At 43.9% G+C, this 25,764-nt stretch carries 27 protein-coding genes and 2 pseudogenes; 25 read left to right on the top strand and 4 right to left on the bottom strand.

The window, feature by feature from the left end; translation table 11 throughout:
* The first annotated feature begins 19 nt into the window (after positions 1–19).
* From DW904_RS13505 to DW904_RS13565, 15 genes and pseudogenes are all read left to right on the top strand, one after another.
* Positions 20–2,125 (top strand): NAD(P)-dependent oxidoreductase, encoded by a 2,106-nt coding sequence (locus DW904_RS13505; RefSeq protein ID WP_118581378.1) that lies wholly within the window; start codon positions 20–22, stop codon positions 2,123–2,125.
* A complete protein-coding gene (locus tag DW904_RS13510) occupies positions 2,122–3,027 on the top strand; it encodes a hypothetical protein (protein ID WP_118581381.1) in 906 nt (301 codons plus the stop codon). The genes DW904_RS13505 and DW904_RS13510 overlap by 4 nt, the downstream gene beginning before the upstream one ends.
* Positions 3,003–4,844: a DUF2194 domain-containing protein gene (locus tag DW904_RS13515; RefSeq protein ID WP_243110419.1), complete on the top strand. Its 1,842-nt coding sequence runs from the start codon at positions 3,003–3,005 to the stop codon at positions 4,842–4,844. The genes DW904_RS13510 and DW904_RS13515 overlap by 25 nt, the downstream gene beginning before the upstream one ends.
* A gap of 84 nt (positions 4,845–4,928) precedes the next feature.
* Complete coding sequence (pelF, locus tag DW904_RS13520; RefSeq protein WP_118581384.1) at positions 4,929–6,353, top strand: GT4 family glycosyltransferase PelF; 1,425 nt, start codon at positions 4,929–4,931, stop codon at positions 6,351–6,353.
* A pseudogene (gene pelG / locus DW904_RS13525) lies at positions 6,334–7,801 on the top strand (exopolysaccharide Pel transporter PelG). The gene pelF and the pseudogene pelG overlap by 20 nt, the downstream one beginning before the upstream one ends.
* The gene (locus DW904_RS24580; protein WP_279254390.1) at positions 7,788–9,002 is read left to right on the top strand and encodes a CotH kinase family protein; all 1,215 of its coding nucleotides are present in this window, start codon (positions 7,788–7,790) and stop codon (positions 9,000–9,002) included. Before pelG ends, DW904_RS24580 begins: the two are co-directional and overlap by 14 nt.
* Entirely contained in the window at positions 8,984–9,592 is a 609-nt protein-coding gene (locus DW904_RS24585) for a CotH kinase family protein (RefSeq protein WP_279254393.1), read from the top strand. Before DW904_RS24580 ends, DW904_RS24585 begins: the two co-directional genes overlap by 19 nt.
* Positions 9,582–10,310 (top strand): polyphosphate polymerase domain-containing protein, encoded by a 729-nt coding sequence (locus DW904_RS13535; RefSeq protein ID WP_202187722.1) that lies wholly within the window; start codon positions 9,582–9,584, stop codon positions 10,308–10,310. The genes DW904_RS24585 and DW904_RS13535 overlap by 11 nt, the downstream gene beginning before the upstream one ends.
* 106 nt (positions 10,311–10,416) lie before the next feature.
* On the top strand, positions 10,417–11,088 hold the full coding sequence (locus DW904_RS13540) for a DUF4956 domain-containing protein (RefSeq protein WP_118581390.1): 672 nt from the start codon (positions 10,417–10,419) through the stop codon (positions 11,086–11,088).
* A complete protein-coding gene (locus DW904_RS24045) occupies positions 11,085–11,306 on the top strand; it encodes a hypothetical protein (protein WP_243110420.1) in 222 nt (73 codons plus the stop codon). The genes DW904_RS13540 and DW904_RS24045 overlap by 4 nt, the downstream gene beginning before the upstream one ends.
* A 14-nt stretch (positions 11,307–11,320) precedes the next feature.
* Entirely contained in the window at positions 11,321–12,454 is a 1,134-nt protein-coding gene (locus tag DW904_RS13545; RefSeq protein ID WP_243110421.1) for a DUF4832 domain-containing protein, read from the top strand.
* A gap of 62 nt (positions 12,455–12,516) precedes the next feature.
* On the top strand, positions 12,517–12,753 hold the full coding sequence (locus DW904_RS13550; RefSeq protein ID WP_118581393.1) for a hypothetical protein: 237 nt from the start codon (positions 12,517–12,519) through the stop codon (positions 12,751–12,753).
* 169 nt (positions 12,754–12,922) lie between these two features.
* Entirely contained in the window at positions 12,923–13,045 is a 123-nt protein-coding gene (locus tag DW904_RS24590; protein WP_279254391.1) for a hypothetical protein, read from the top strand.
* On the top strand, positions 13,042–14,610 hold the full coding sequence (locus DW904_RS13560) for a recombinase family protein (RefSeq protein ID WP_118581399.1): 1,569 nt from the start codon (positions 13,042–13,044) through the stop codon (positions 14,608–14,610). The genes DW904_RS24590 and DW904_RS13560 overlap by 4 nt, the downstream gene beginning before the upstream one ends.
* A 131-nt stretch (positions 14,611–14,741) precedes the next feature.
* The gene (locus DW904_RS13565; protein ID WP_118581402.1) at positions 14,742–15,239 is read left to right on the top strand and encodes a GNAT family protein; all 498 of its coding nucleotides are present in this window, start codon (positions 14,742–14,744) and stop codon (positions 15,237–15,239) included.
* A gap of 107 nt (positions 15,240–15,346) precedes the next feature.
* Here DW904_RS13565 and DW904_RS13570 read toward each other — a convergent pair whose 3' ends face one another.
* Both DW904_RS13570 and DW904_RS13575 read right to left on the bottom strand, forming a co-directional pair.
* Positions 15,347–16,045, bottom strand: coding sequence for an ABC transporter permease (locus DW904_RS13570; RefSeq protein ID WP_118581405.1), 699 nt, complete (start codon positions 16,043–16,045; stop codon positions 15,347–15,349).
* A complete protein-coding gene (locus DW904_RS13575) occupies positions 16,038–16,805 on the bottom strand; it encodes an ABC transporter ATP-binding protein (protein WP_118581408.1) in 768 nt (255 codons plus the stop codon). The genes DW904_RS13570 and DW904_RS13575 overlap by 8 nt, the downstream gene beginning before the upstream one ends.
* 144 nt (positions 16,806–16,949) lie before the next feature.
* On the opposite strand from DW904_RS13575, the gene DW904_RS25675 reads away from it, so the two are divergent.
* From DW904_RS25675 to asd, 7 genes and pseudogenes are all read left to right on the top strand, one after another.
* Positions 16,950–17,312 (top strand): lysylphosphatidylglycerol synthase transmembrane domain-containing protein, encoded by a 363-nt coding sequence (locus DW904_RS25675; RefSeq protein ID WP_347562148.1) that lies wholly within the window; start codon positions 16,950–16,952, stop codon positions 17,310–17,312.
* Positions 17,312–17,983 (top strand): lysylphosphatidylglycerol synthase domain-containing protein, encoded by a 672-nt coding sequence (locus DW904_RS25680; RefSeq protein ID WP_347562149.1) that lies wholly within the window; start codon positions 17,312–17,314, stop codon positions 17,981–17,983. The genes DW904_RS25675 and DW904_RS25680 overlap by 1 nt, the downstream gene beginning before the upstream one ends.
* 24 nt (positions 17,984–18,007) lie before the next feature.
* A complete protein-coding gene (locus tag DW904_RS13585) occupies positions 18,008–18,646 on the top strand; it encodes a CDP-alcohol phosphatidyltransferase family protein (RefSeq protein ID WP_330386377.1) in 639 nt (212 codons plus the stop codon).
* A gap of 177 nt (positions 18,647–18,823) precedes the next feature.
* Positions 18,824–19,705, top strand: a complete 882-nt coding sequence (locus tag DW904_RS13590) for a phosphatidylserine decarboxylase (RefSeq protein ID WP_118581411.1) — start codon at positions 18,824–18,826, stop codon at positions 19,703–19,705.
* Positions 19,674–20,332, top strand: a pseudogene (locus DW904_RS13595) (epoxyqueuosine reductase QueH). Before DW904_RS13590 ends, DW904_RS13595 begins: the two are co-directional and overlap by 32 nt.
* Before the next feature lie 290 nt (positions 20,333–20,622).
* Positions 20,623–22,002, top strand: coding sequence for an argininosuccinate lyase (gene argH, locus DW904_RS13600; RefSeq protein WP_118581414.1), 1,380 nt, complete (start codon positions 20,623–20,625; stop codon positions 22,000–22,002).
* Positions 22,003–22,225: 223 nt separating this feature from the next.
* Complete coding sequence (gene asd / locus DW904_RS13605) at positions 22,226–23,311, top strand: aspartate-semialdehyde dehydrogenase (RefSeq protein ID WP_118581417.1); 1,086 nt, start codon at positions 22,226–22,228, stop codon at positions 23,309–23,311.
* Here the strand turns inward: asd and DW904_RS25685 are convergent.
* Together DW904_RS25685 and DW904_RS25690 are read right to left on the bottom strand one after the other, a co-directional pair.
* Complete coding sequence (locus DW904_RS25685) at positions 23,214–23,489, bottom strand: DUF6783 domain-containing protein (RefSeq protein WP_334286069.1); 276 nt, start codon at positions 23,487–23,489, stop codon at positions 23,214–23,216. The genes asd and DW904_RS25685 overlap by 98 nt on opposite strands.
* Before the next feature lie 73 nt (positions 23,490–23,562).
* Positions 23,563–23,706 (bottom strand): DUF6783 domain-containing protein, encoded by a 144-nt coding sequence (locus tag DW904_RS25690; RefSeq protein WP_308768408.1) that lies wholly within the window; start codon positions 23,704–23,706, stop codon positions 23,563–23,565.
* On the opposite strand from DW904_RS25690, the gene DW904_RS25695 reads away from it, so the two are divergent.
* The 3 genes from DW904_RS25695 (at position 23,656) to DW904_RS13620 (ending at position 25,763) form a co-directional block, all read left to right on the top strand.
* On the top strand, positions 23,656–23,766 hold the full coding sequence (locus DW904_RS25695; RefSeq protein WP_308768407.1) for a DUF6783 domain-containing protein: 111 nt from the start codon (positions 23,656–23,658) through the stop codon (positions 23,764–23,766). The genes DW904_RS25690 and DW904_RS25695 overlap by 51 nt on opposite strands.
* 4 nt (positions 23,767–23,770) lie before the next feature.
* Entirely contained in the window at positions 23,771–24,919 is a 1,149-nt protein-coding gene (gene selD, locus DW904_RS13615) for a selenide, water dikinase SelD (RefSeq protein ID WP_226855143.1), read from the top strand.
* A gap of 88 nt (positions 24,920–25,007) precedes the next feature.
* Positions 25,008–25,763: a formate/nitrite transporter family protein gene (locus tag DW904_RS13620; protein WP_118581426.1), complete on the top strand. Its 756-nt coding sequence runs from the start codon at positions 25,008–25,010 to the stop codon at positions 25,761–25,763.
* Position 25,764: the final 1 nt, after the last annotated feature.

Consider the following 25,764-nt stretch of genomic DNA (forward strand, 5'->3'; position numbering starts at 1 on the left):
TAACAGGAGAGAGAAGGATATGAAGGTTTTGCTGGTCGGGAATACCGGCTATGTGACAGAAGAATTTGTAGAAGAAGCATTTCCAGAATGTCAGGTAATGGTACTTGGAAATAAAATGATAAAGACAGTCCGGAGAAGGGAACTTATTTCCAGACCATTTCCCAGGACGGAACTGGAACTTGGAGATATTTTCAGAACATACGAATTTGAAGCTGTGGTATACTTTTCTAATTATCTGACCTTACATGGAGAACTGGAAGGGGAAGCAGAGAATCTGCGCAAGATCCTGCAATACTGCAGGAAAGGGGTTCAAAGCCATTTCCTTTACGTGACAGGACCGGAGGGAATGTTTGATGTACCAACAGGCAAGACTCTGCTGGTACAAAATGCAGAGGATGTGTGCAGACGCTATGCGGGACTGTACGGTCTGAGGGTGAAAATACTGCGAGTACCCTATTTATATTCCGGAACCTATAAAAAAGATTTCTTTTACAAAATTTTCCAGGCTTCGAAAGAGAGCCAGAAGCTGTTTTTTCGGGAAGCTCCGGAGCAGAAAGCCTGTTTTTTATATTCTATGGATCTGGCAGAACTGATGTACAAGCTTTTTGATAACTGGAATGATGAGGAAGAGGTGTTGAATGTGCCAGATGTATTTGGCATCTGTTTTCAGGATGTGACCGAAGAACTGAAAAAGGTTTTATCCCCGGTCTCCATTATCTATAAAAGCAGTGCCGTTGTAGAAAAAATAAAAGAAGACGACAGACAGATCCGAACAAACTATAACTGGTTTCCAAAGATTTCAGTATTAGATCATATTTCGGAAATGTATGAAGAATACAAAAAAAACAATGGAGAAAAAGCAAGCCGGTTTACCAGGCTTTTCAATCAGAACCAAAGATGGCTGCGGGTATGTGAGTTTGTGGTCTGCTTTCTGGCGTTCGAATTTTTGCAGCGTCTTCTGGGAAATCAGGCTCAGTTTAAGATGATTGATCTGCGTCTTGTGTTTATTGTCTTGTTTGGAAGTCTTTACGGTCTGGGATATGGAATTGCCGGAGCAGCAGCCCAGACAGTATCCTTGCTTCTGGCATATGAAAGCCAGGGAACAAAGTGGTATACCCTTTTTTACGAACCAGCTAACTGGATCCCATTTATCTTTTATTTTGCTGCAGGTGCCGTGTGTGGTTATGTGCGAATGAAAAACAGGGAAAATCTGGAATTTATATCAGAGGAGAATCAGCTGATCCGGGAAAAATTTCTCTTTATGCGTGATCTGTACCAGGCGACCCTTCAGGACAAAAAAAGATACAAAAAACAAATTCTGGGCAGTAAAGACAGCTTTGGAAAGATTTTTGACATTACCAGGAAGCTGGATATTGTACAGCCAGAGGAATTGTTTATTGAAACGATGCACATTATGGAAGAGGTTCTGGAGAATGAAACCTTTGCGTTTTATTCCCTCAGTCAGAAAAACGGCTATGGCAGGCTGGAAGCTGCATCTCCCAAGTCTCAGGGAATGTACTCTGCTTCTGTCAGATTAAGTGAGTATACGCTTGCCCTGGAAACCCTGGAAAAAGGGCAGGTATGGGCAAATCGGGATTTCGTAAAAGGTTATCCCATGTATATGGCTGGTATCCGGAAAGAAGGCAGTCTGGTGATGTTGATCTGTATTCAGGAGGTAAAAAACGGACAGCTGACTTTATACTATATGAATCTGTTTCAGATTTTATGTGGTCTGGTAGAAACATCACTTTTACGTGCTCTTGAATATCAGGAAGCCACGGAATACAAGAAATATGTAGAGAATACGAGGATTCTGAAGCCGGAATACTTTGAAAAAAGTCTGGAGCTTCAGCATTCTATGCGTGAGCAGAAGATGGCATCCTATATCCTTCTGAAACTGAAGTATGGGAATATGACCATTGAGGATGCGGATGAGGCACTGGACCGCTGTATCAGAGAAAACGATATCCGTGGTATTTCTCCGGAAGGGGAGTTGTATCTGATTCTGACCCAGGCAGATGACAAGGCATTGCCAGTCATCCTTGAACGTCTGAAAAGAAATGGATTTGAGGGAAAGGTGCTTGATGTTCCGGTAGGAAAAGAGACAGCAGGAGTGGAATCATGACAAAAACAGCAATTGGAATCACGGCACTGGCGATTCATCTGATCATCTGCATACTGATCTGGTCAGGAATACGCACAGGATTTCTGAAAGCAAAGATGTACATGCTGTCTCTTGCCGTATTTGTACCAGTCTGGGGACCGGTGTGTGTCCTGCTCATACATTTTCAGCTTTTTTCCGGTACGGATCAGGTGAAAACAGTGGGAGTTGAAAAGCTCAGGGTTAACGAGGAAATTTATAAGAACATGTTTCCGGCCATGGAGGAAAATGACAGGGATGTGGTTCCTCTGGAGGAGGCCCTTCTTCTGAATGATCCTTCCAGGCGCCGGGAACTGATCATGAACGTTCTGAATGATAACCCGGGGGAATATGTGGAATTATTAAAGCAGGCACGAATGAATGAGGATGTGGAGGTAGTCCATTATGCGATTACAGCCATGGTGGAACTGTCCAAAGAATATGATTACAGATTACAAAAGATTGAGAAAAAATATACGAATGATCCAGATGATCCTGTTATTCTGGAGGAGTACTGTGATTTCCTGAAAGAATATCTGAGTCAGGGCTTTATGGAGAAGCAGATGGAACAGATTTACAGAAACCAGTATACCCAGCTTTTGTTAAAACAGCTGGAACAAAAGGTGAATCTCCATACCTGTGTCTGCCTGATGGAAAATCTTATGGTGCAAAGGGATTTTTTTCTGGCAGAAAAAATATTGAAAATCATGGATCAGAACTGGCACAGAGGTGAAGAATACTGGATCTGGAAAATTCGGTATCTGGCAGAACGGAAAATGGGGAAAGAACTGAAACAGAGCTTACAGGCATTGAAGGAAGAGCATATCTATCTTTCTTCCAGAGGAAAGGAGGCACTGGGATTTTGGCTGGATGGATCAAAAAAGTGAAAGCTTTTCAATTTAAGGGAATTCTGGTGATCCTGGGCTGTTTTCTGCTTATAGGAGCCATTCTGTTTGCAGAACGATCCGGTCTGTCCTACCGGGAAAAGGCAAAGAAACTGACTTATCTGGATGCAGATAAAGTGGTTACGGAAGAAACTGCGATAAAGACACTAAAGCCAACCTGCCTTGTTCTTACAGACAGCAGTCAGGCGAACAGCACCATGGCGTGGATCCAGTTCGAGCAGATCTTTAAGGATATGAAGGTGGGTACTGATCTGGTTGATGTAAATCATGAAAGTATACCGGATGATCTGTCTGATTATGAGACTGTGGTCGTTCTTTTAAGCGATTTAAGTCCGCTGAAAGAAAATGTGCTGAAGATCAGCGACTGGGTAAAAGAAGGCGGAAGTGCCATGTTCGCTCTTACTCTTCAAAAGGATACTTATGTATCCCTTATTGAGCAGAAGCTTGGAATTGTATCCTCAGGTTACACAGATGCCATGGTAAACAGCATTTATTTCGACAGTGAGTTTCTCGTCGGAGGCGGAAAAGCATACAAAGTCACAGACGGCTACGAATCGGCCTGGGCAGTGGAGCTGAGTCAGCGTGCAAGGGTATACGCCTGGGCGGATGATACGTCAGGCATTCCTTTGATCTGGGAAGCTGATTATGGAAACGGAAAGTTTGTAGTAGATAATTTTGGGTTTTATGAAAAAGCTTTCAGAGGCTTTTTTGCTGCATCCTACAGTCTTCTTACAGATGTGGGGGTATATCCGGTGATCAACGGATCCGTCTTTTATCTGGATGATTTTCCCTCCCCTGTTCCAAATGGAGATGGAACTTATGTAAAAAGGGATTATGGCACCAGTATTGCAGATTTCTATACCAATATCTGGTGGCCGGATATGATCGCCCTTGCTACGGCTCACAATGTGCAATATACAGGAGTTATAATAGAAAATTATGAGGATGAAACAGACGGAGAGACGGAACGCCAGGATGATGTACAGCGGTTCCAGTATTTTGGAAATATGATCCTTCATCAGGGCGGGGAACTGGGTTATCACGGTTATAATCATCAGCCGCTCAGCCTGTCAGACACGGATTATGGAGATGCACTTCCCTATAAGACCTGGACAAGCTTTTCTGCCATGGAAAAAGCAATGAAAGAGCTGATGAATTTTGGAAAGGAAATGTTTCCGGAGACTACCATGTCTGTTTATGTTCCTCCTTCTAATGTTTTGTCAGAAGCGGGAAGGAAACTGCTGGGTTCCTTGTATCCCAAGATCCGTACTATTGCCAGCAATTATTTTTCCGGCGACTATGCTTATGTGCAGGAGTTTGAAGTGGCTGAAGATGGAATCGTAGAACAGCCGCGTATTATTTCCGGTGCGATCATTGACGATTATATGCAGATGGCTGCTTTGTCTGAGTTGAATATGCATTTTGTAAATACACATTTTATGCATCCGGATGACCTTCTGGATGAGGACAGAGGCGCTGCCCTTGGCTGGGAAAAGCTGAAAAACCGTCTGGATGAGTACATGACCTGGCTGAATGAAGCAGCACCGGCACTCCGAAATCTTACAGGCTCCCAGTTATCCGGTGCCATTGAAAGATATGGTGCCCTGACCGTGGAGAAAGACATTACAGACAAGAAAGTGCATCTTCATCTGGGAAATTTTTACGATCAGGCGTATCTGATGGTGAGAATGAATAAAGGAACTCCGGTGCGTGTGACTGGTGGAGACTTGACTCAGGCTGCTGGGAATCTGTATCTGCTGAGCGCAGAACAGGAAGATGTGTACATTGAGTTCGAATAAATATAATGACAGCAGTGTCAAAAGGTCTTTTACTATTGGTAACATAAACATATGTATTGAAAATGCAGATAAAAGGAGAAAACAGTGAGAATCTGTCTGGTTTTGGAAGGGTGTTATCCTTATGTGTTCGGCGGTGTTTCCACATGGATGCACCAGTATATCAATCAGATGCAGGAGCATGAATTTGTGCTCTGGGTTATTGGGGCAAATGCAGAAAAAAGAGGAAAATTTGTCTATGAACTTCCAGAGAATGTTGTGGAGGTTCATGAGGTTTTTCTGGATGATGCTCTCCAGGTGAAAGAAAAGGGGAAAATGTCCCATATTTTTTCCGAAAAAGAACTAGAAAGTCTGAGCGAGCTGATGCAGATGAGGAGACCGGACTGGGAGACGTTGTTTTCCCTGTATCATGATAAACATTTAAACCCTATGGCTTTTTTGAAAAGTGAGACTTTCCTGGAGCTTCTTATAAAAATCTGTAAGGAACAGTATCCGTATATTGCTTTTGCAGATGCCTTTCACACCATGCGTTCCATGCTTCTTCCTGTTCTGTATCTTATGGGAAGTGAAGTGCCAGAGGCGGATGTGTATCATGCCATATGTACCGGGTACGGTGGACTTCTGGCCTGTCTGGGCGGTTATGTGCACAAAAAGGATGTTCTTCTTACAGAACATGGAATTTATACACGGGAAAGAGAGGAGGAGATCATCCGTGCCAAGTGGGTGGTTCCATCCTTTAAGAAACAGTGGATCGCTTTCTTTTATATGCTGTCAGATATGATCTATCAGAGGGCATTTCGTGTGACCTGTCTTTTTACAAATGCAATGCGCACTCAGATTCAGATGGGCTGTGCACCTGGGAAGTGCCGGGTTATCGAAAATGGGATCGACTATGACAGGTTGTCTGGAATCCCCCTGAAAGAAGAGGATGGCTGGGTGGATATTGGAGCAGTAGTAAGGCTTGCTCCTATCAAAGATATCAAGACCATGATCTACGCTTTTTTTGAACTGTCTGCACATGTAAAAAATGTACGCCTTCACATTATGGGAGGAGTCGATGATGAAGAATATGCACAGGAGTGCTACGAGCTGGTGAAACAGCTGAAGCTGGAAAACATTATATTTACAGGGCGTGTGGACATTGTAAAATATATGGAGAAACTGGATTTTACCATCCTTACCAGCATTTCAGAAGGACAGCCCCTGTCTGTGCTGGAATCCTTTGCTGCAAGACGTCCCTGTGTTACCACAGATGTCGGCTGCTGTCGGGAACTTCTGGAAGGAAAGGAAGAGGATGTATATGGAAAGGCAGGCTATTATGTGGCACCTATGTATCGTGACGGACTGGCTCTTGCCATGGAGAAAATGTGTGAATCCAGAAGAAGGCGGCTTCGTATGGGAAAAAATGGACAGGAACGGGTAAAGGCTTATTACAGACAGGAACGCATGATCCGTCTGTACAGGGAGCTTTATGAGGAGGTGATACAAAAGAATGGCCGGAATCGGATTTGAACTAAAAAAACTGTTTAACAGACGAGGATTGTTTGCTTCCTTCAGAGCTTACGGATATGCGGGAGTCGTATGTACCGGTCCAATGCTCCTTGGAATTGTATTGCTTCTTGGCGTTATGTATCTTTGTGATAAAACAGGAGGCAGCAGACACAGCCGGGAACTTCTGGTGTGTATGATCACGTATACCCTTTTGTTTTCCCTGACAGTTACCAGTTTTTATCTATGGTAGTTACCAGGTTTATTGCGGATATGCTGTACGAAGAAAAATATGATATGGTATTGCCTTCTTTCTGGGGCTCTACAGGGATCATGCTGGTGGCCGGCGGGATTCTGTATGGAATTTTTCTTATCTTTTCCGGAGCAGGACTTCTGGACGGATTGCTGTGTCTGTGGCTTTTTGGAGAGCTGACCGTCACCTGGAATGCAATGAGTTATCTCACTGCAATCAAAGATTACAGAGGAATCATGCTGTCATTTACAGCTGCTATTGTGATCACATTTATATCCGGCTGGGTATTGCTGATGCTGGGGATTCCCCATGTGGAAGCTCTTCTGATTGCAGTGGCTGTGGGATACGGAGTGATGCTTTTGTGGGATGTGATCCTTTTGTATCAGTATTTTCCCCAAGGGGAAAGGGTGCCTTCCTTTTCCTAAGATGGGTGGATCAGTTTCTGCCTCTGGCATTTACCGGGCTTTTTATCAATATTGGACTGTTTGCCCATTTGGTGATCATGTGGGTCGGACCGCTTCAGGTACAGGTGCAGGGACTGTTTGTTGGTGCACCCTACCATGATGTGCCAGCTCTTGTGGCATTTCTTACAATTTTGGTAACAACAGTAAACTTTGTGGTTTCTGTGGAGGTGAATTTTTATCCGAAATATAAAAACTACTACAGTTTATTTAATGATAAAGGTGCTGTAGGAGATATTACCCAGGCTGGTGAGGAAATGTTAAAGGTATTGAATGTGGAATTAAAATACACGGCCTTGAAGCAGCTCCTTGCTACAGCACTTGCTATTTCTCTTGGCGGACTGCTCCTGGAGTATGTGCCGCTTGGGTTTAACGATCTTATGGAAGGGTATTTCAGAACCCTCTGCGTGGGATATGGCATTTATGCAGTGGCAAATACCATACTTCTGCTGCTTTTATATTTTACAGATTACAAAGGAGCGCTGGCGGCCTCCGGATGTTTTGCAGGAGGAACTGTGCTGTTTACAGTAATATCCCTGTTTTTCCCAAGAGTATATTATGGTTTCGGGTTTCTCACAGGCAGCGCAGTGTTTTTTTTGATTGCAGCCTTTCGTCTGGACTATTACACAAAGAGGCTGCCCTATTATATTTTGAGTGTACAGCCTGTGGTGGCCAGGGAAAAAAGAGGAAAGTTTTCCAGACTTGGTTTTTTCCTCAGCAAAAAACTGGAAAGGAGTCAGAACAGTGAAAAAATATAGAAAACTTGCATGTATTCTTGCCGGAAGTATGACCATGTCTTTATTCGCAGGCTGTATAGGAAATGGAGATGTAGTGCCGGAAGAAAAAAATGAGAGCACAGATACAGAAGAACCGACAGCATCCGAAACGTCACAGGAGATAAAAAAAGCAGAATCCCGGGATATTGACCAGATTCATTTAAGAGATAAGGACAGTCTTTATGAAAACGATGACGATACCAGCGTGGTTACCATGTACCTCACTGTTTCAAAAGGGAATTCTTCAGAAAATACAGATCATACATGGGAAGAAATCAATAGTTATTCTGTCTATGATTATGAAGAGATGGGAGTAGACAGATATCAGGCGGCTGCACTTTTACAGATAGGGGATGAGAATGGTCCGACAGAGGGAATGGTAGGATACGGGGAGAATGTTCCCAATGCCACGGTACAGATCCGTGGGCAGACTTCAAGCAAGAACGCCCAGAAAAACTATAAGATTGAGCTGAAGAAAAATAAAGGAACCTGGCGCGGGCAGAGAGCCATTAATCTGAACAAGCATATGACAGAAGGAATGCGGTTTCGGAACAAGCTCGCCTATGACCTGCTGAAGGGCATTCCCCAGCTGATCAGTCTGAGAACACAGTTCGTCCATCTGTATGTAAAAGATACTACAGATGGTTCTGCTGACGCGAAATTTGAGGACTATGGCTTGTATACCCAGGTAGAGCAGCTGAATAAGACTGGATTGAAGAATCATGGACTGGATTCCAATGGACAGCTTTATAAAATTAATTCTTTTGAATTTTACAGATATGAAGATGTGATAAAACTCCAGGATGATCCATCCTACGACAGTGTTGCTTTTGAAAAATTGCTGGAGATAAAGGGAAGTACCGATCATAGGAAACTGATTCAGATGCTTGAAGCAGTAAATGACTACAGTATTCCAATTGATACGGTTCTGGAAGAATACTTTGATGAGGAAAATATTACATATTGGATGGGATTCCAGATTTTGATGGGAAATGTGGATACCCAGAGCCGAAACGTGTATTTATATAGTCCATTAAATTCTGATACTTGGTATTTTATTCCCTGGGATAATGATGGCAGTCTGATGAGACCTGAATATAAGATAACCGGTTTAGTGATCAGAAAAGCTGGGAATCCGGCGTTAGTAACTATTGGGGAAATGTACTGTTCCAGAGATGCCTGAAATCAGAGCGTTTCCGGGAAAAGCTGGATGAGGCCATTCTGGATCTGAAAGAATATCTCAGTGAAGAAAGACTGGTCACCATGATTGAAAAATACAAGACTGTGGTGAAGCCGTATCTTTATGAGATGCCGGATGTGTTTTATGCACCTCTTACCAGTGAACAATATGATGAGCTTGCTGCATCACTTCCGGAAGAAATAGAAAAAAATTATCAGCTCTATGTAGAAAGTCTTAGTAAGCCTATGCCGTTTTTTATTGGTGTTCCTGTTGCAGAGGGAAATAAAATGAAAATAAACTGGGATAATTCCTATTCCTTTGACGCGGAGGATATTACTTATTCTGTAGAGATAGCAAAGGATTATCTTTTTCAGGATGTGATCTATACACAGGATGGTCTTCTGATCCCGGAAACGGAGCTGGAGCTTCCGGAAGCAGGACAGTATTTTATCCGTGTGCGTGCAACCAATGAAAAGGGAAAAACACAGGATGCTTTTGACTATTATGTTACAGATGAAGGAAAGCAGTATGGCATGAGGTGCATCTATGTAACGGAAGATGGTCAGATCGAGGAAGATATTTATGAGGAATAAAAGCAGGGAAGCATTTCGAAATGAATGGAAGTATCTGATCAGTACCAGTGAAAAAGAAATGCTTATGCTCAGGCTGAAGCCATTTCTACAGCCGGATCCCCATGCCGGGGAAGGGGGATATTATATCCGCAGTCTGTATTTTGAGGATTACTGGAACAGTGCATACGCGGAAAAGGAAGCCGGGGTACTGATGCGAAAAAAATACAGGATCCGGATTTATAACAATAATGACAAATTTATCAAACTGGAGCGGAAAAAGAAGTTTGGAAGTTATATTTACAAAGAGAGTGCACCGCTTACAAGAGAAGAGGTGGAGAAAATCCTGAAGGGGGACTATGCGTTCCTTTTGTACAGTCCCCACTCTTTATGCCGGGAATTTTACATAGAATGTACCTGCAATATGATGCGGCCAAGGACCATTGTGGATTACGAACGGATTCCCTGGATCCTGGATGCCGGAACGGTAAGGATCACCTTTGATTCAGATGTGAGAGCGGCTATTGGCAGTTATGATATTTTTGATCCTGGATTGCCTGCTTTGTCTGTGCTGGAACCTGGAAAACTGATTCTGGAAGTGAAGTTTACAGAAATGCTTCCCCAGCTTTTACGCGATGTTCTGCCACCGCCAGCAGCGGAATTTACAGCAGTTTCCAAATATGTACTCTGTTATGAGAAAACCAGGTATATGAATGGATTCGAGTACTGGTATGAGACATAAAAAGAAAACGTATAACTGTGAACTATGTTCACAAAAAATATCTTGCAAAATACTGCCTTCTGAATAATTACAAAAAAGCACAAAGAGATAAGTGGAGGAATTTTTTATGAGTGTAAAGGACATGATCAAAAAATCAGTTCTGGAATCCGGAGCGTTTACCAATTATGATGTTCCGGGGATTCTCACAGCTCTTGCGGCGGCTCTGCTGTTAGGGGCGCTGATCTATCTGGTATACCGGAAGTTTTACGCAGGAGTTGTTTTTTCAAGAACATTTGCTGTTACTCTGGTGGGAATGACAGTGCTTACCTGTATGGTAACCTTGGCTATCAGTACCAATGTGGTAATTTCACTTGGTATGGTAGGAGCGTTGTCCATTGTCCGTTTTCGTACAGCAATTAAGGATCCTATGGATCTTTTGTATTTGTTTTGGGCAATCACCACAGGAATTACGGCTGGAGCGGGAATGTATGTCCTGGCGCTTTTGGCGGCTGCGATTATGATCCTGATGATCGTATTGTTTTATCACAAACAGCAGAGAGGAAAAATCTATATTGCAGTGATCCACTATACAGGAGACCAGGCAGGGGATGAGGTAATCCGCTGCTTTGGAAAAAGAAAGTATTTTGTCAAATCCAAGACCATGCGCAAAGAAAAAACAGAGATGGCAGTGGAATTGTACTGCCGACAAAATGATATGGATTTTATGGAAAAAATCCGCAGCATTGAAGATGTAGAAGATGTCACTCTGATTCAGTATAATGGAGAATATCACGGATGAAAAAGATTCTGGCAGCAATGTTGCTGATTCTGATAGTCATTCTGGCAGCTGGCGCAGGTTATCAATGGTGGTCTTCCGGAAATGGAAACAAAAAGCAGTTTCAGAAATCCCAGGAGATTTTTGGAAATCCGCTTATGGGATATGCACCAAGTGCCTGGTATGAGAATGTGTCAGAGGATATTTCGCTTTTGTATATGGACATTACCTGGCAGAATTAGAGCCGGAAGAAGGGGTGTATGCCTGGGATTCCATAGAAGAGGAAAACCAGATAAACAGGTGGAAAAAAGAAGGAAAGCATCTGATCCTTCGTTTTGTCTGTGACATTCCAGGTGATGAGAAACATATGGATATCCCCCGGTGGCTGTATGAGAAGACGGGGGAAGACGGAACCTGGTATGATGGTGAATATGGAAAAGGATATTCACCGGATTACAACAATAAGGTTTTTATAGAAGAGCATGAGAAGGCAATCAAAGCCCTTGGAGAGCATTTTGGAAAAGACGGGCTGATCAGTTATATTGAGCTTGGAAGTCTTGGACATTGGGGAGAGTGGCATGTAAATTACAGCGATGGGATTACGAGAATCCCTGAGGAAGCTGTAAGAAACCAGTATATTATGCCCTGGCTGGAAGCTTTTCCCGGCGTAAACATGCTTATGAGAAGACCTTTTCATATTGCAGAAGCTTATGGAATGGGGCTTTATAATGATATGACCGGGCATAAAGAGTCCACAGAAGAATGGCTGACCTGGATTCAGGAAGGTGGAGATTATGGACAGGCAGAGGAGAAAGATGCGCTTGGCAGTATGCCAGATTTCTGGAAGACAGCTCCATCGGGCGGTGAATTTACCAGCTCTGTTTCCATGGAACAGATGCTGGTGACAGATCTGGAACAGACTGTAGAATTGGTCCGGAAGTCTCACACTACATTTTTAGGTCCGAAATATGCAGACAGTCAGTATAAAGATGGCTATGACAAAGTGCTTTTGAATATGGGGTACCGCCTGTGGATCTCAGAAGCTGCCTGGAAAAGGGAGGGGCAGGAAGATTGCCTGTGCCTGACCTGGAATAATGACGGCGTTGCTCCGTTTTACAAAAAATGGCCGGTATATCTGTATCTGGAGGATCCCTCTGGAAATACAGTGGAGAAGACGGAAATCAATATGCTTCTTTCTTCTGTTTTACCAGATACACAGCTTATTACCCGGACTGTATTTGAAACCCGGGATATTCCGGCACTTTTGAAGAAGGGATATGCTCTGTCTGTGGGAATTGAAGATCCCATGACAGAAAAGCCTGGCGTAAGGCTGGCAATGGAATGTGCTTATCAGAATGGCAGAAATATACTATGGCAGAAGGAAAAATAGAGTGGCTTTCGGTCCCTTTGCTTTCGGAAGACCGGTAATAAAAAGTTGGAAGAGGTAGAGAAATGTCAGAAAAAATAGTGAAATACGAGTATGAATATGGCCTGTGTAAACGGATGCACTACCGTGGATTATGGTGCGTGCGTTATGAAGGTGTGCCAGGGCATTTTGAGAAAGCGGGTATGGCCTGTTCCTGTGCAGTGGATGGCTGTGATAAGGATTGTGCAGTTATGGAAAGTGCGGATGCCGTTATTGATCCGGAGTGGGAGTGGCATATGCTGGACAATCCGCCTGGAAGATAGAAAAAAATTACGGCAGAGACAGGAAGAACTGCATATTATACCATAAGGCATGAAAACCGGAGTTGATAGTATGAGTCTGGCGGAATCCTTAAATTGGGAGCAAGAAGAGCAGTGCACATCCGTTTTTCCACGGTCTGTTACCAACCGGAAAAATCAGGAAAATTTAAAATTGTCAGAGAAAAAGGAATTATTAAAGAAAATCGCAGATATTCTTGCAGAGGAAAAATGGATTACCTCAGCTGAATTGTTGGTTTTGAAGGAAAAAATAGAAAAATACGGTGACACTTTATGACCAGGGCAGTGATCTACTGCCGGTGCAGTACAGAAGAGGAGTGCCAGAAGGATGCGCTTATAAGACAGGCGGCGGAGGCAAGAGAATGCGTCTGCCGCCTGAACTGGTCCTTAGAGGATGAATATATAGAAAGCAGGTCCGGTACCAGCACCCGGGGACGGGAACAGTACCAGCGGCTTTTTTCTGACCTTCTTAGAGATAAATTTGAGATTGTAGTGATAAAATCCCAGGACAGACTGATGCGAAACACAAAGGACTGGTATGTTTTTGTGGATCGGCTTGTGACTTGTGGCAAACGACTGTATCTCTATCTGGAAAACCGTTTTTACAGTGCCGATGACAGTCTGATCACTGGAATCAAGGCAATTCTGGCAGAGGAATACAGCCGGGAATTAAGCCGTAAGATCAATAACGCCCACCGGAACCGGCAAAAGACTGGAAGTGCCCTGATGCTTACTTCCAATACTTATGGCTACCGGAAGCTGCCAGATAAAAGCCTGGCGATCATAGAGGAAGAGGCACAGGTGAAAAGAAAAATGTATGAGCTTTGTGCAGGAGGTCTTGGCAGCAGATGTATCGCCCGGATCCTGCGGGAGGATGGTGTGCAGAAACGAAATGGAAGCTTTTTTACCGATTCTGATATCCGCCGCATGATCCGAAATCCTGTCAATAAAGGTACTGTGGTCATGAACCGGAAACATTATGATTTTGATACCAGGCAGGTGGTAAAAAATCCACAGGAACAGTTTTATATTTATGAAAACCGGATTCCGGCAATTGTGTCAGAAGAACTGTGGAAGGCTGCCAATGAAGAAATCGACAAAAGAAAGAAACCTGTCGGAAACCAGGAGAGAACGGCCAGGTGCTTTGGAGTAAATCCGGGAAAGCATGTGTTTAGCGGAAAATTGGTCTGTGGTTTGTGCGGGGCCCCTTTTTACCGGACAACAAGAAAGAGAAAAAACTATAAAATCCATGAATGGAAATGCAAAATTTATCTGGAACAGGGGAGAAAAAAGGAGGAAAAGCCAGGCGGCTGTGCCAATATCCATCTGGAAGAGGAAAAGTTGTTTCTTCTTCTGGAAAGGTCCGGAGGAAAAGAAATCCTGCCAGATCAGGAATGGGAGATTACGGATTTTTTTATGCAGCTTTTGAAGGAAAGTCTGGAAGAAAACCAAAAGAAGGATTTGGAAAAGTACGAACAGCTGGAAAAAAAGATTAAATACCAGCAACAGCTTTTGCTGGACAAATATCTGGAAGGCCTGGTGGAAGAATCTCTTTACCAGATCAAGGAAAGGGAACTGCAAAATAAATTAAAGAACAACACCGGCAGCAGAACGTGCAGGCAGAAGAACAGGGATTTTCTGGCAGAGGAACAGGAAGAAGTGGAAAAAAGGCTTCGGGAGACAGAGCAGTTTTTAAAAGAACATCATGTGATTCTAAAGGCCCACGTATTATGTGAGTTAAAAATGGTGGAGAAAATCCTGATTTATCCGGATCATCTGGAAGTGGTAAAGAAACAGGGAAAATGCATTATTGCGGCAGAGACCTTGGATATGCTATACTGAAAAAATCGTAACTGCCCGTCATGTCTGCAGTTACAGACATGACTTAGAGCCTGTTTGAAAAATCATTCTCGCAATCTGCACGCCTTGCTGTGCGGTATATTTTGTCCGAACAGGTAGAAAGGAACAGTATTATGAATATCAGAAAATCTACACTTCAGGATCTGCCACAGATACTGAACTTATATAAAATTGCCCGGGAATTTATGAAAAACAACGGTAATCCAAACCAGTGGGAGGACCGCTACCCGGAAGCTTCCACGGTAGAAAATGATATAAAAACAGGAATTTCCCATGTATGCGTGGAAAATGGGGAAATTGTTGGAACATTTGTATTTTATACAGGAGAAGATCCTACTTACCGTGTGATCGAAAATGGTGAATGGCACAGTGACAGGGAGCCCTACGGCGTGATTCACAGAGTTGCTTCCAATGGGGTGACAAAGGGTGTGACCAGGGCTGCATTTTCTTATGGGTTGGAGAGAAGCGGATATGTGCGCATTGATACCCATGAGGACAACAAGCCCATGCAGGGCGCTTTGAAGAAATTTGGTTTCAGGGAATGCGGTGTGATCCATCTGGAAAGAGGAGCGGAGAGGATAGCCTTTGACTGTCGGAAAGAGTGGCTCTGAAAAATAAAATTAAATTTCTTTTTTGAAGAAATACGGAATTGCACTTCGTTATAGAAAATTGGAAAGAGAAGAGGACAGCATTTTGGGGAAACTGTCAGAATGCGTACTCACTGGAATGTCTGACTTCCATATATGATCAGGTAGCCAAGCCCCTGTCTTGCACCGATGAATTCGCCTATGATCACCCCTACCAGGCAAAGACCGATATTTACTTTCATATTTGCAAGAATAAGGGGCACGGAGGAGGGCAAAACAATTTTTAAAAGTTCTTCTTTTTTACCGCCTCCAAGTGTGCGGATCAGCTTCAGCTTTTCCTGGCTGATCTCCCCGAAGCCTGTATACAGGTTCAGAATCGATCCAAAGATTGCCACAGACATACCTGCAACAATGATGGTCCGCTGACGGGCACCCAGCCATACAATGAGAAGGGGTGCCAGGGCAGACTTTGGAAGGCTGTTCAGCACTACCAGATAAGGCTCCAGTACTTTTGCAAGTCTGGGGCATACCCACAGCAGAATGGAAATGCCAAGACCCAGGACTACTACGAAGAGGAAACTAAGAAGAGTTTCCTTCAGGGTGGCTCCAATGTGGATGAACAGCGAGTGGTTTTTGGCCATCTCTACAAAGGTTTTGAAGATCATGGAAGGGCTGCTGAAGATAAAAGAGTCAATCCAGCCAGCCCTTGCCAGGATTTCCCATTGTGCCAGAAAAATAAGAAAGACCAGAAGCCTTGCGCTTACAACAAGGCGACGGTCCCTTTTCTGACGGGCAAGATATGCTTTTTGAGCGGGGGAAGGTTTATGCATTCTGATTCAACTCCTTCCAGATCAGATTAAAGTAGGATTTGAAAGCCGGGGCATTTCTCGAAGAAAGGGGCGTACGGTCTTTCATATCCAGATCAATGGGAACGATCTTTATTACAGTGGCAGGACGCTTTGAAAGAATCAGTACCCGGTCTGCCATGCTGATGGCTTCGGAAATATCATGAGTGACAAGAATAGCCGGTTTTCGTTGTTTTTTCAGGATTTTTCCAATGTCATCACTTACGTTCAGCCGTGTCTGGTAATCAAGTGCGGAGAATGGTTCGTCGAGAAGCAGAAGATCCGGTTTTAATACAAGAGTGCGGATCAGTGCCGCTCGCTGCCGCATGCCGCCGGAGAGCTGGCTTGGACGACTGTTACGGAATTTGTCCAGCTCATAAAGCTTTAACAGTTCATCTACATAGGAAAGATTGTCTTTTGTGAGTTCGCCTTGTATTTCCAGTCCAAGGAGAACATTGCGGTAGATGCTGCGCCATTCCAGAAGGTGGTCTTTTTGAAGCATATAGCCAATACGGGCGCTGTCCTTGTTCAGTGGCTTTCCATTCATAAGAATGGTTCCGCTTTCCGCATGTAAAAGCCCGCAGATCAGATTCAGCAAAGTGGACTTTCCACAACCGGAAGGCCCTACGACAGCCAGAAACTCTTCTGGCATAAGATGAAAAGATATATGAGAAAGGGCAGCCGTTTCCCCGGATAAGCTATGGTAAGAAAGGCACACATCCTTTACTTCCAGAAGCGGATTCATAATCAAACCTCCATTTTCGTATAATTTATGATATGCTTTTGGGGTGGGGTGTGTTATAATGAAGTGATTTATCTATGTGCAGAGTGTAGCGAAGCGGAGTTCGCGGTTCCTGTACCGACAATTTTTTAGAAAGAAAATAATATTATGAGTAAAAAGCAAACGGTTTTCAACCTGTTATTTCTGGTGATCGTTTTCGGTCTTACCGTGTACCTGGTTTTTCGCGGCAAGGACATCGGGGATATTATCCGTACTGCCAGGGAAGCTGATGGAAGATATCTGCTTCTGAGTCTTGTGTGCGTGGTATTTTTTATTCTTGGCGAATCGGTTATCATTTTTTATATGATGAAAACACTTGGAGCCAGTGTGAAAATGACTCATTGTGCACTGTATTCCTTTGTTGGATTTTTTTTCAGCTGTATTACTCCGTCTGCATCAGGCGGACAGCCCATGCAGATCTTTTACATGAAAAAAGATAAACTGCCTATTCCGGTAACCACTCTGGTTTGATGATCGTTACCATCACCTACAAGGCAGTTCTTGTAGTGATCGGTGTTCTGATCTGTTTTCTGGGCGGTGATTTCCTGAGAGGCTATCTTGGGGACTATATGTGGGTGTTTTATCTAGGCGTGGGTCTGAACGTGTTCTGTGTTACCTTTATGATGATATTGGTGTTTGCCCCAGGCCTTGCGAAATGGATCATGGTAAAAGGTCTGAAGATCATTGAGCATGTCCGGATTCTGAAGCCAAAAAAAGCAAGGCTTGAGAAGCTGGAGGCTTCCATGGACCAGTATCACGCAACGGCAGCCTTCTGGGCCAGCCATAAACGGATCATACTGAATGTATTTATCATTACATTTGTGCAGAGGTGTATTCTGTTCACGGTCACTTACTGGGTGTACCGCGCCCTGGGACTCCATGAGTATGGAATCCTGACCGTTACTATTTTACAGGCGGTGATTTCCGTATCTGTGGATATGCTTCCTCTTCCGGGAGGCATGGGAATCAGCGAGACATTATATATGGTGATGTTTGTGCCCGTATTTGGACCGCTTTTGCTGCCATCTATGCTGCTCAGCCGTGGGATTTCCTATTACGGACAGATGCTGATCAGTGCACTTATGACCTGTGTGGCACATCTTACCATTGGAAGGAAAAACGAAGAGATACAAAGGATGTAATTAACTGCAATGAAGGAAGAACGTTTGAAAAAGGAGAAACAGGATATGCTTGGATTTTATGATTATACGGTGGTGCTTACATACATCAGTCTCGCTGTTTCCGTATTTGGAATGACAAGAGCACTGGAGGGAGACTTCAAAGTTGCAATTTTGTGTCTGGCACTGTCCGGACTTTGTGATATGTTTGACGGGAAAATCGCCCGTACAAAGAAGAACCGTACAGAGGATGAGAAGAAATTTGGAATTCAGATCGATTCCCTGTGTGATGTGGTATGTTTTGGTGTGTTTCCGGCAATGATCTGTTATTGTCTGGGAATGAACCATATTCCGGGTGTGATCATTCTCTGCCTGTATTGTGTAGCTTCTGTAATCCGTCTGGGTTACTTTAACGTAATGGAAGAGAAGAGACAGAACGAGACCTCCGAGCTTCGTCACTATTACCAAGGTCTGCCAATCACTTCGATGGCGATCATCCTTCCGTTCCTTTATCTGCTGAGAAGAGGATGCGGGAAAAATTTCCTTCTGGTGATCCATGTGGCAGTGGTAGTAGTCGGAGTGCTGTTTATCAGTGATTTTAAGGTGAAAAAACCTCAGAATCCAATGGTGATCCTTCTGGTTGCCCTTGTGGCACTGGCGCTTTCCATGATGTTTCATCTGTTATAAAACGGATATTCACCATATATGAAAGTCAGCTGTCTGGCGCCTGTTGCGCTCCTGCAGCTGCCGGCTGCATTCGTAATCCGGGCTGTCGCCAGACGATATCCATGAATTCGCTTATGCAGGCATGGCTCTTTTGTGGATGCCATCGGGAACTTTTATAGCAAATGCAGGGGAGGTATTATGAAATATATAGACAGAAAAGGCAACATCACAATAGAGGAGAACAGACAGGATAAATTTTTGCGCCATCTGTATAATGACTGGGGCGGACGTCTTTGCCTGAAGATCATAATACAGCCTTTTGTTACCAGACTGGGCGGCTGGTTTTTGAATACCAGGCTTTCTGCGAGGATGATTCCTGGATTTGTGGAGCGCAATCACATTGATCTTTCCAGCTGCACCAGACAGGAGTTTGCTTCCTATAACGACTTTTTTACCCGCAGGCTTAAAGAGGGGCAGCGGCCTGTAGCAGCGGATGACAGCGTACTGGTCAGTCCTTGTGACGGAAAGGTTACCGTGAGCCGTATTGGCAGTGATTCCAGATTTTATATAAAAGATACTCTGTATACTCTGGAACGCCTGCTGAAGAATAAAAAGCTGGCAAAGCGGTATCTTGGCGGTTATGCAGTGATCCTCAGGCTGACAGTCGATGATTATCACCATTACTGCTATGTGGCAGATGGAGAGAAATCTCCGGATGTAAAGATCCCCGGTGTTTTTCATACGGTAAATCCTGCTGCTAATGACGTATGCCAGATTTATCATGAGAATACCAGAGAGTATTGCCTGTTAAAAACAGAGCAGTTTGGAACCATTGCTATGATGGAAGTCGGAGCTATGATGGTGGGGAAAATTACCAATCTGAAACCTGGTGCCTGTGAAGTGAAAAAGGGTGAAGAAAAAGGTTATTTTGAATTCGGAGGTTCTACCATTGTCCTGCTTCTTCAGCATGGAAAGGTAAGGCTGGATTCTGATTTGATAGAGAATTCTGAAAATGGATATGAAACGATTGTAAGAATGGGTGAGAGAATTGGCAAATGTAAATTACCAAAAAGAGCTTGAAAAATTAATCGAACAGCATGAGAGAGAAGGAAAGGTTCCCAGACTTTTTCTTCATGCATGCTGTGCGCCCTGCAGCAGTTATGTCCTGGAATATCTTTCCAGGTTTTTTTCTGTTACAGTATTTTTTTATAATCCCAATATTTCTCCCAAGGAGGAATATGAGAAGCGGGTGGCAGAAATCCGCAGGCTGATCAGCGAGATGGAGTTTCTTCATCCAGTCGATCTGGTGGAAGGCGCGTATAGACCAGAGGATTTTATGCCATGGCAAAAGGGCTGGAGGATGTACCGGAGGGAGGAGAACGGTGTTTCAAATGTTATCGGCTTCGAATGGAGGCAGCAGCAAAGCTGGCTCAGGAGGGCGGATATGATTATTTTACCACCACACTTTCCATCAGTCCTTTAAAAAATGCAGGAAAGATCAATGAGATAGGCCAGGAACTTGCACAAATCTATAAAGTGGAGCATCTTCCGTCTGATTTCAAGAAAAAGAACGGATATAAGCGGTCTATAGAACTTTCCCATGAATATGGGCTGTATCGGCAGAATTATTGCGGGTGTGTGTTTTCTAAGCGGGAGAGCATGGAGCGGGAAAAGCAGAAACAACAGAGCTGCATGGACTGTCAGTGAAACCATCTGATATTTTGCAAACAATAGTGCAGAGTCATGCACTTGCATGAATTTTGTGCATTGCAAAACGGTTTGATGCAGTAATGTATAGCGAAAATCATAATGAAAGACTCTTTGCAATTAGCAGAAAGTGTGATAAACTAGCACTTGATTGTAGTAAAGTTAGAAAGAATTTGTAAGGTTCCTATAATACTTCAAAGTGTATTTCTGTAAAATTCTTAAGCATCTTGCTTTTGGAATAAAAATATTGAAAAATTCGTGGAACTTTGCAGGAAATGAGGGAAAATATTATGGCACAGCTTTGGGGCGGACGCTTCACTAAGGAAACCGATAAACTGGTTTATAATTTTAATGCATCCATTTCATTTGACCAGAAATTTTATGAACAGGACATCCGTGGCAGCAAGGCACATGTAAAGATGCTTGCAAAACAGGGGATTCTGACAGAGAAAGAGAGAGATCAGATATTAGAAGGACTGGAGGGAATCCTGGCAGATGTGAAAGCAGGCAGACTTGCAATCACATCAGAATATGAGGATATCCACAGTTTTGTAGAGGCAAACCTGATCGACCGTATTGGTGATCCGGGTAAGAAGCTTCACACGGGAAGAAGCCGTAATGACCAGGTTGCACTGGACATGAAGCTTTATGTGCGTGATGAGATCGATGAGATTGACCAGGAAGTAAAATCACTGCTTGAGGCTCTTCAGAAGATCATGGAAGAGAATGTGCATACGTATATGCCCGGCTTTACCCATCTCCAGAAAGCCCAGCCAGTTACGCTGGCGCATCATGTGGGAGCATATTTTGAAATGTTCCGCCGTGACAGAGGACGTCTGTTTGATATCCGCAAGAGAATGAACACCTGTCCTCTTGGCGCGGGAGCTCTTGCAGGAACTACCTATCCGCTGGACAGAGAATACACCGCACAGCTTCTGGACTTTGATGAGCCAACCAGAAACAGCATGGACTCTGTATCTGACAGAGATTATGTGATTGAACTGTTGTCCGCACTTTCTACGGTTATGATGCATCTCAGCCGTTTTTCCGAGGAGATTATTCTCTGGAATTCCAATGAGTACCGTTTTGTGGAAATCGATGATGCATACAGTACCGGAAGCAGTATTATGCCTCAGAAGAAGAACCCGGATATTGCTGAGCTGGTAAGAGGAAAAACAGGACGTGTTTATGGAGCACTGACATCAATTCTTACTACCATGAAGGGAATTCCGCTGGCATACAATAAGGATATGCAGGAGGATAAGGAACTTACATTTGATGCTATTGATACTGTGAAAGGTTGTCTGGCTCTTTTTACCGGCATGATATCCACCATGCAGTTTAACAAGGCGAACATGGAAGCAAGCGCAAAGAATGGCTTTACCAATGCTACTGATGCGGCAGATTACCTGGTAAATCATGGCGTGCCTTTCCGTGATGCGCATGGAATCGTTGGGCAGTTGGTTTTAAAATGTATTGAAAAGGGAATTTCCCTGGATGAACTGTCCCTTGAAGAGTATAAAGAAATCAGTCCTGTGTTTGAACAGGATATTTATGAGGCTATCAGCATGAAGACCTGTGTGGAGAAACGTATGACTCTTGGAGCTCCCGGTCCGGATGTGATGGAGCAGGTAATTGCAGGAAATAAAAAGTATCTGGAAGCGAACTGAAAAGAGGACACATCCTGCAGAAAGCCTTTTTCAAACATGCTCTGGGCAGTTCGGTGGAAAGTAACGAAAGAATCTTGTTTTACAGGATTTTTTTGGTAAATCAGATAAATTTATTGCTTTAATATGATAAAATTTAAGAAAGTACTTGCATTTTCTCAGAACATGGTATAGTATGTCATAGGAATACACATGTACGCAGAGGAAAGAATGAGGAGAGAATATTATGAGTGAAAAGCTTAGAGTTGGTATTTTAGGTGCTACCGGAATGGTGGGTCAGAGATTTATTTCCCTGTTAGAGAATCATCCATGGTTTGAAGTTGTAACTGTTGCAGCAAGCCCGAGAAGTGCTGGAAAGACTTACGAGGACGCTGTAGGAGGCAGATGGAAAATGGATACTCCAATGCCGGAAGCAGTGAAAAAGCTTGTTGTTATGAATGTAAATGAGGTAGAGAAGGTTGCGTCAACTGTTGACTTTGTATTCTCTGCTGTAGATATGTCCAAGGACGAGATTAAAGCCATCGAGGAAGCATATGCCAAGACTGAGACACCAGTTGTTTCCAACAACAGCGCTCACAGATGGACACCTGATGTGCCGATGGTAATTCCGGAAATCAATCCAGAGCATTTCGAAGTTATCAAACATCAGAAAGAGCGTCTGGGAACAAAGAGAGGTTTCATCGCTGTTAAGCCAAACTGTTCTATTCAGAGCTATGCACCTGCACTTACTGCATGGAAAGAATTTGAGCCATATGAAGTAGTTGCTACTACATATCAGGCAATTTCCGGAGCTGGAAAAACATTTAAGGACTGGCCGGAAATGGAGCATAACATCATTCCATATATTGGTGGCGAGGAAGAAAAGAGCGAGAAAGAGCCACTTCGTATCTGGGGTAAAGTTGAGGACGGCGTGATTGTTCCGGCGAAAGAGCCTGTTATCACATGTCAGTGCGTTCGTGTGCCGATCCTGAATGGCCACACTGCAGCTGCATTTGTAAAATTCAGAAAGAAACCTACGAAAGAGCAGCTTGTAAAAGCACTTGTAGAGTTCAAGGGAGTTCCTCAGGAACTGAATCTTCCAAGCGCACCGAAGCAGTTCATTCAGTATCTTGAGGAGGATAATCGTCCACAGGTTACAGAGGATGTGAACTTCGAGAACGGAATGGGCGTATCAATCGGAAGACTTCGCGAGGATACTGTTTACGATTGGAAGTTCATTGGACTTTCCCACAACACTGTAAGAGGTGCTGCAGGTGGTGCTGTTCTTTGCGCAGAGACATTGAAGGCGCAGGGATATATCCAGGCGAAATAAATTGAAGAGTGAATAAATGCAGGGAGAATGCTGCCGGATGTGGTGGCATTCTCCCTTTTTGGGGATAGTCGGCAATCAGCACGCCCCACTTTGTGGTAGATTTCACTCGAATTCGTCTGCCGTAGCCCGTTACGGCGCATTCATCCAGGCGAAATCTCCCGCAAATTGTGACGTACATCTTGCACCTTTTTCAAGAATAGTAACAGATAAACAACTAAAATAAAAAACTGACCGTTTACGATAGGGGAGATTCATGTTAAAATAGATAGCACGTTAGAGCCTGTTTGAAAAATCATTCCCGCAATATGCACGCCCCACTTTGCGGGAGATTTCACCCGAATTCGATTGCCGTAGCCCGCTACGGCGCCCTCATCCGGGCAAAATTTCCCACAAATTGTGACGCACATCTTGCAGAAAGCCTTTTTCAAACACGCTCTAGAACTGACAGGAGGTGAGTCCATGAGCGACAGAGAGCGAATCCGCCTTACCCAGTATTCTCATACATCTGGCTGAGCGGCGAAAGTAGGTCCGGGGACCCTTGCCCAGGTTCTGGGTAAGCTGCCGAAGTTTTATGATTCGAATTTACTGGTCGGAACGGAATCTTCCGACGATGCTGCTGTATATCGTATATCTGATGATCTGGCCATGATCCAGACCGTGGATTTTTTTACACCGATCGTGGACGATCCTTATACTTTCGGACAGATCGCAGCGGCAAATGCGTTAAGTGATGTGTATGCTATGGGTGGAGAGCCTAAGCTGGCATTGAATATTGCAGCCTTTCCTAATTGTCTTGATCCGGAGATTCTGGGCGAGATTCTGCGGGGAGGTGCAGACAAGGTAATGGAGGCTGGTGCTTCTCTTGCGGGAGGACACACGATTCAGGACGATGAGCCGAAATATGGCTTGTGCGTTACCGGATTTGTAAATCCTGCCTCAATGTGGAAAAATATTGGAGCAGAGACCGGAGATGTTCTGATCCTTACCAAGCCTCTTGGAACCGGAATTCTTTCTACTGCAGTGAAAGGAGAGATGGCATCTGAGGAAGAGACTGCCTATGCAGCTTCTGTGATGGCGACTTTGAACAGGTATGCCAGAGATAAAGTGGCAGATCTGCAGATTCATGCCTGCACGGATGTAACAGGTTTTGGTCTTGCCGGACATGCCCTGGAAATGGCGAAGGGAAGTGGGAAGACCCTTTGTATTTCTCTTGGTTCCCTGCCGATTATGAAAGGAGCACTTGACTATGCTTCTATGGGATTTATTCCTGCAGGTGCATACCGCAATCGGGAATTTGCAGGGGGAGAGTGCGAGTTTTCATGGAAGAATCACAGTGGGGAAAGCAGTGAGAATTTCTGGCTGGAAAAGACCAGGTGTGAAGCTGTGGAAAATGAAACAGGCAGAAGTGAAACCATCATAAATGAAGCAGAGCTTGCTGCCCGTGAGGATATAGTATTTGACCCGCAGACTTCCGGAGGGCTTCTCCTGAGTATAGATTCTCAGGATGCGGACAGGGCAATTAGTCGACTGTCTTCTCTGTCGCTTCCCTGTGCTGTGATTGGACGGGTAATTAATTTACAAAAGAAACATCTCGTTTTTGTGAAATAGTTCCTAATTGATAAAAAATTATCAACTTCTATTGTGAAAAATACATCAAAGTGTTATAATTGTAAAAAACAATACGGAGGTGTTTTTTATGAACTATGAAGATGTGCAAAAACTTTCAAACGCAGCCAAAAACAAAATCGGGCTGCTGAACGGCAATTTCCTGAAGTACTTTCTTCGGGCTGTAATGGCTGGTTTCTTTATTGATGTGGCAGTTATTTACAGCAATGTTATAGGAAGTGTATTTTCAGGATCAGATCCTGCCTGGGGCAAGTTTCTTGGAGCTGTAGTGTTCTCCATTGCTGTTCTTCTGATCAGCCTGGTTGGCGGCGAGCTGTTTACCGGTAATAACATGGTAATGGCATTCGGCGCCTTCGACAAGAGTGTATCCTGGGGGGATGCAGGCAAGGTATGGCTGGTAAGCTACCTTGGCAATTTCGTTGGATGTGCAATTATGGCACTTCTTTTTGTAGGAGCAGGTGCATCCGGCTCAGCAGATTATTTCGCAGGCTTTATTAACAACAAGCTGACGATCCCTATGGGACAGATGTTCATGCGTGCAATTTTGTGTAACTTCTTCGTATGTCTTGGTGTACTCTGCGGAATTAAGCTGAAAAGTGAAACCGGTAAATTCCTTATGATCGTAATGTGTATCTCTGCATTCGTTTTCAGCGGATTTGAGCACTGCATTGCAAACATGGGAATTTTTGTAGTAAGCCTTGGTCTGGTAGATGGCCTTTCCGTTGGTCTCATGCTGAAGAGTATGCTGATCGTAACCATTGGAAATATGGTGGGAGGTGCTCTTTTACTGGCATGGCCATTAAGAAAGATGAGCGCAGATAAATAAT

The organism is Ruminococcus sp. AM42-11 (genome assembly GCF_003480145.1).
Taxonomy (GTDB): Bacteria; Bacillota; Clostridia; order Lachnospirales; family Lachnospiraceae; genus Blautia_A; species Blautia_A faecis.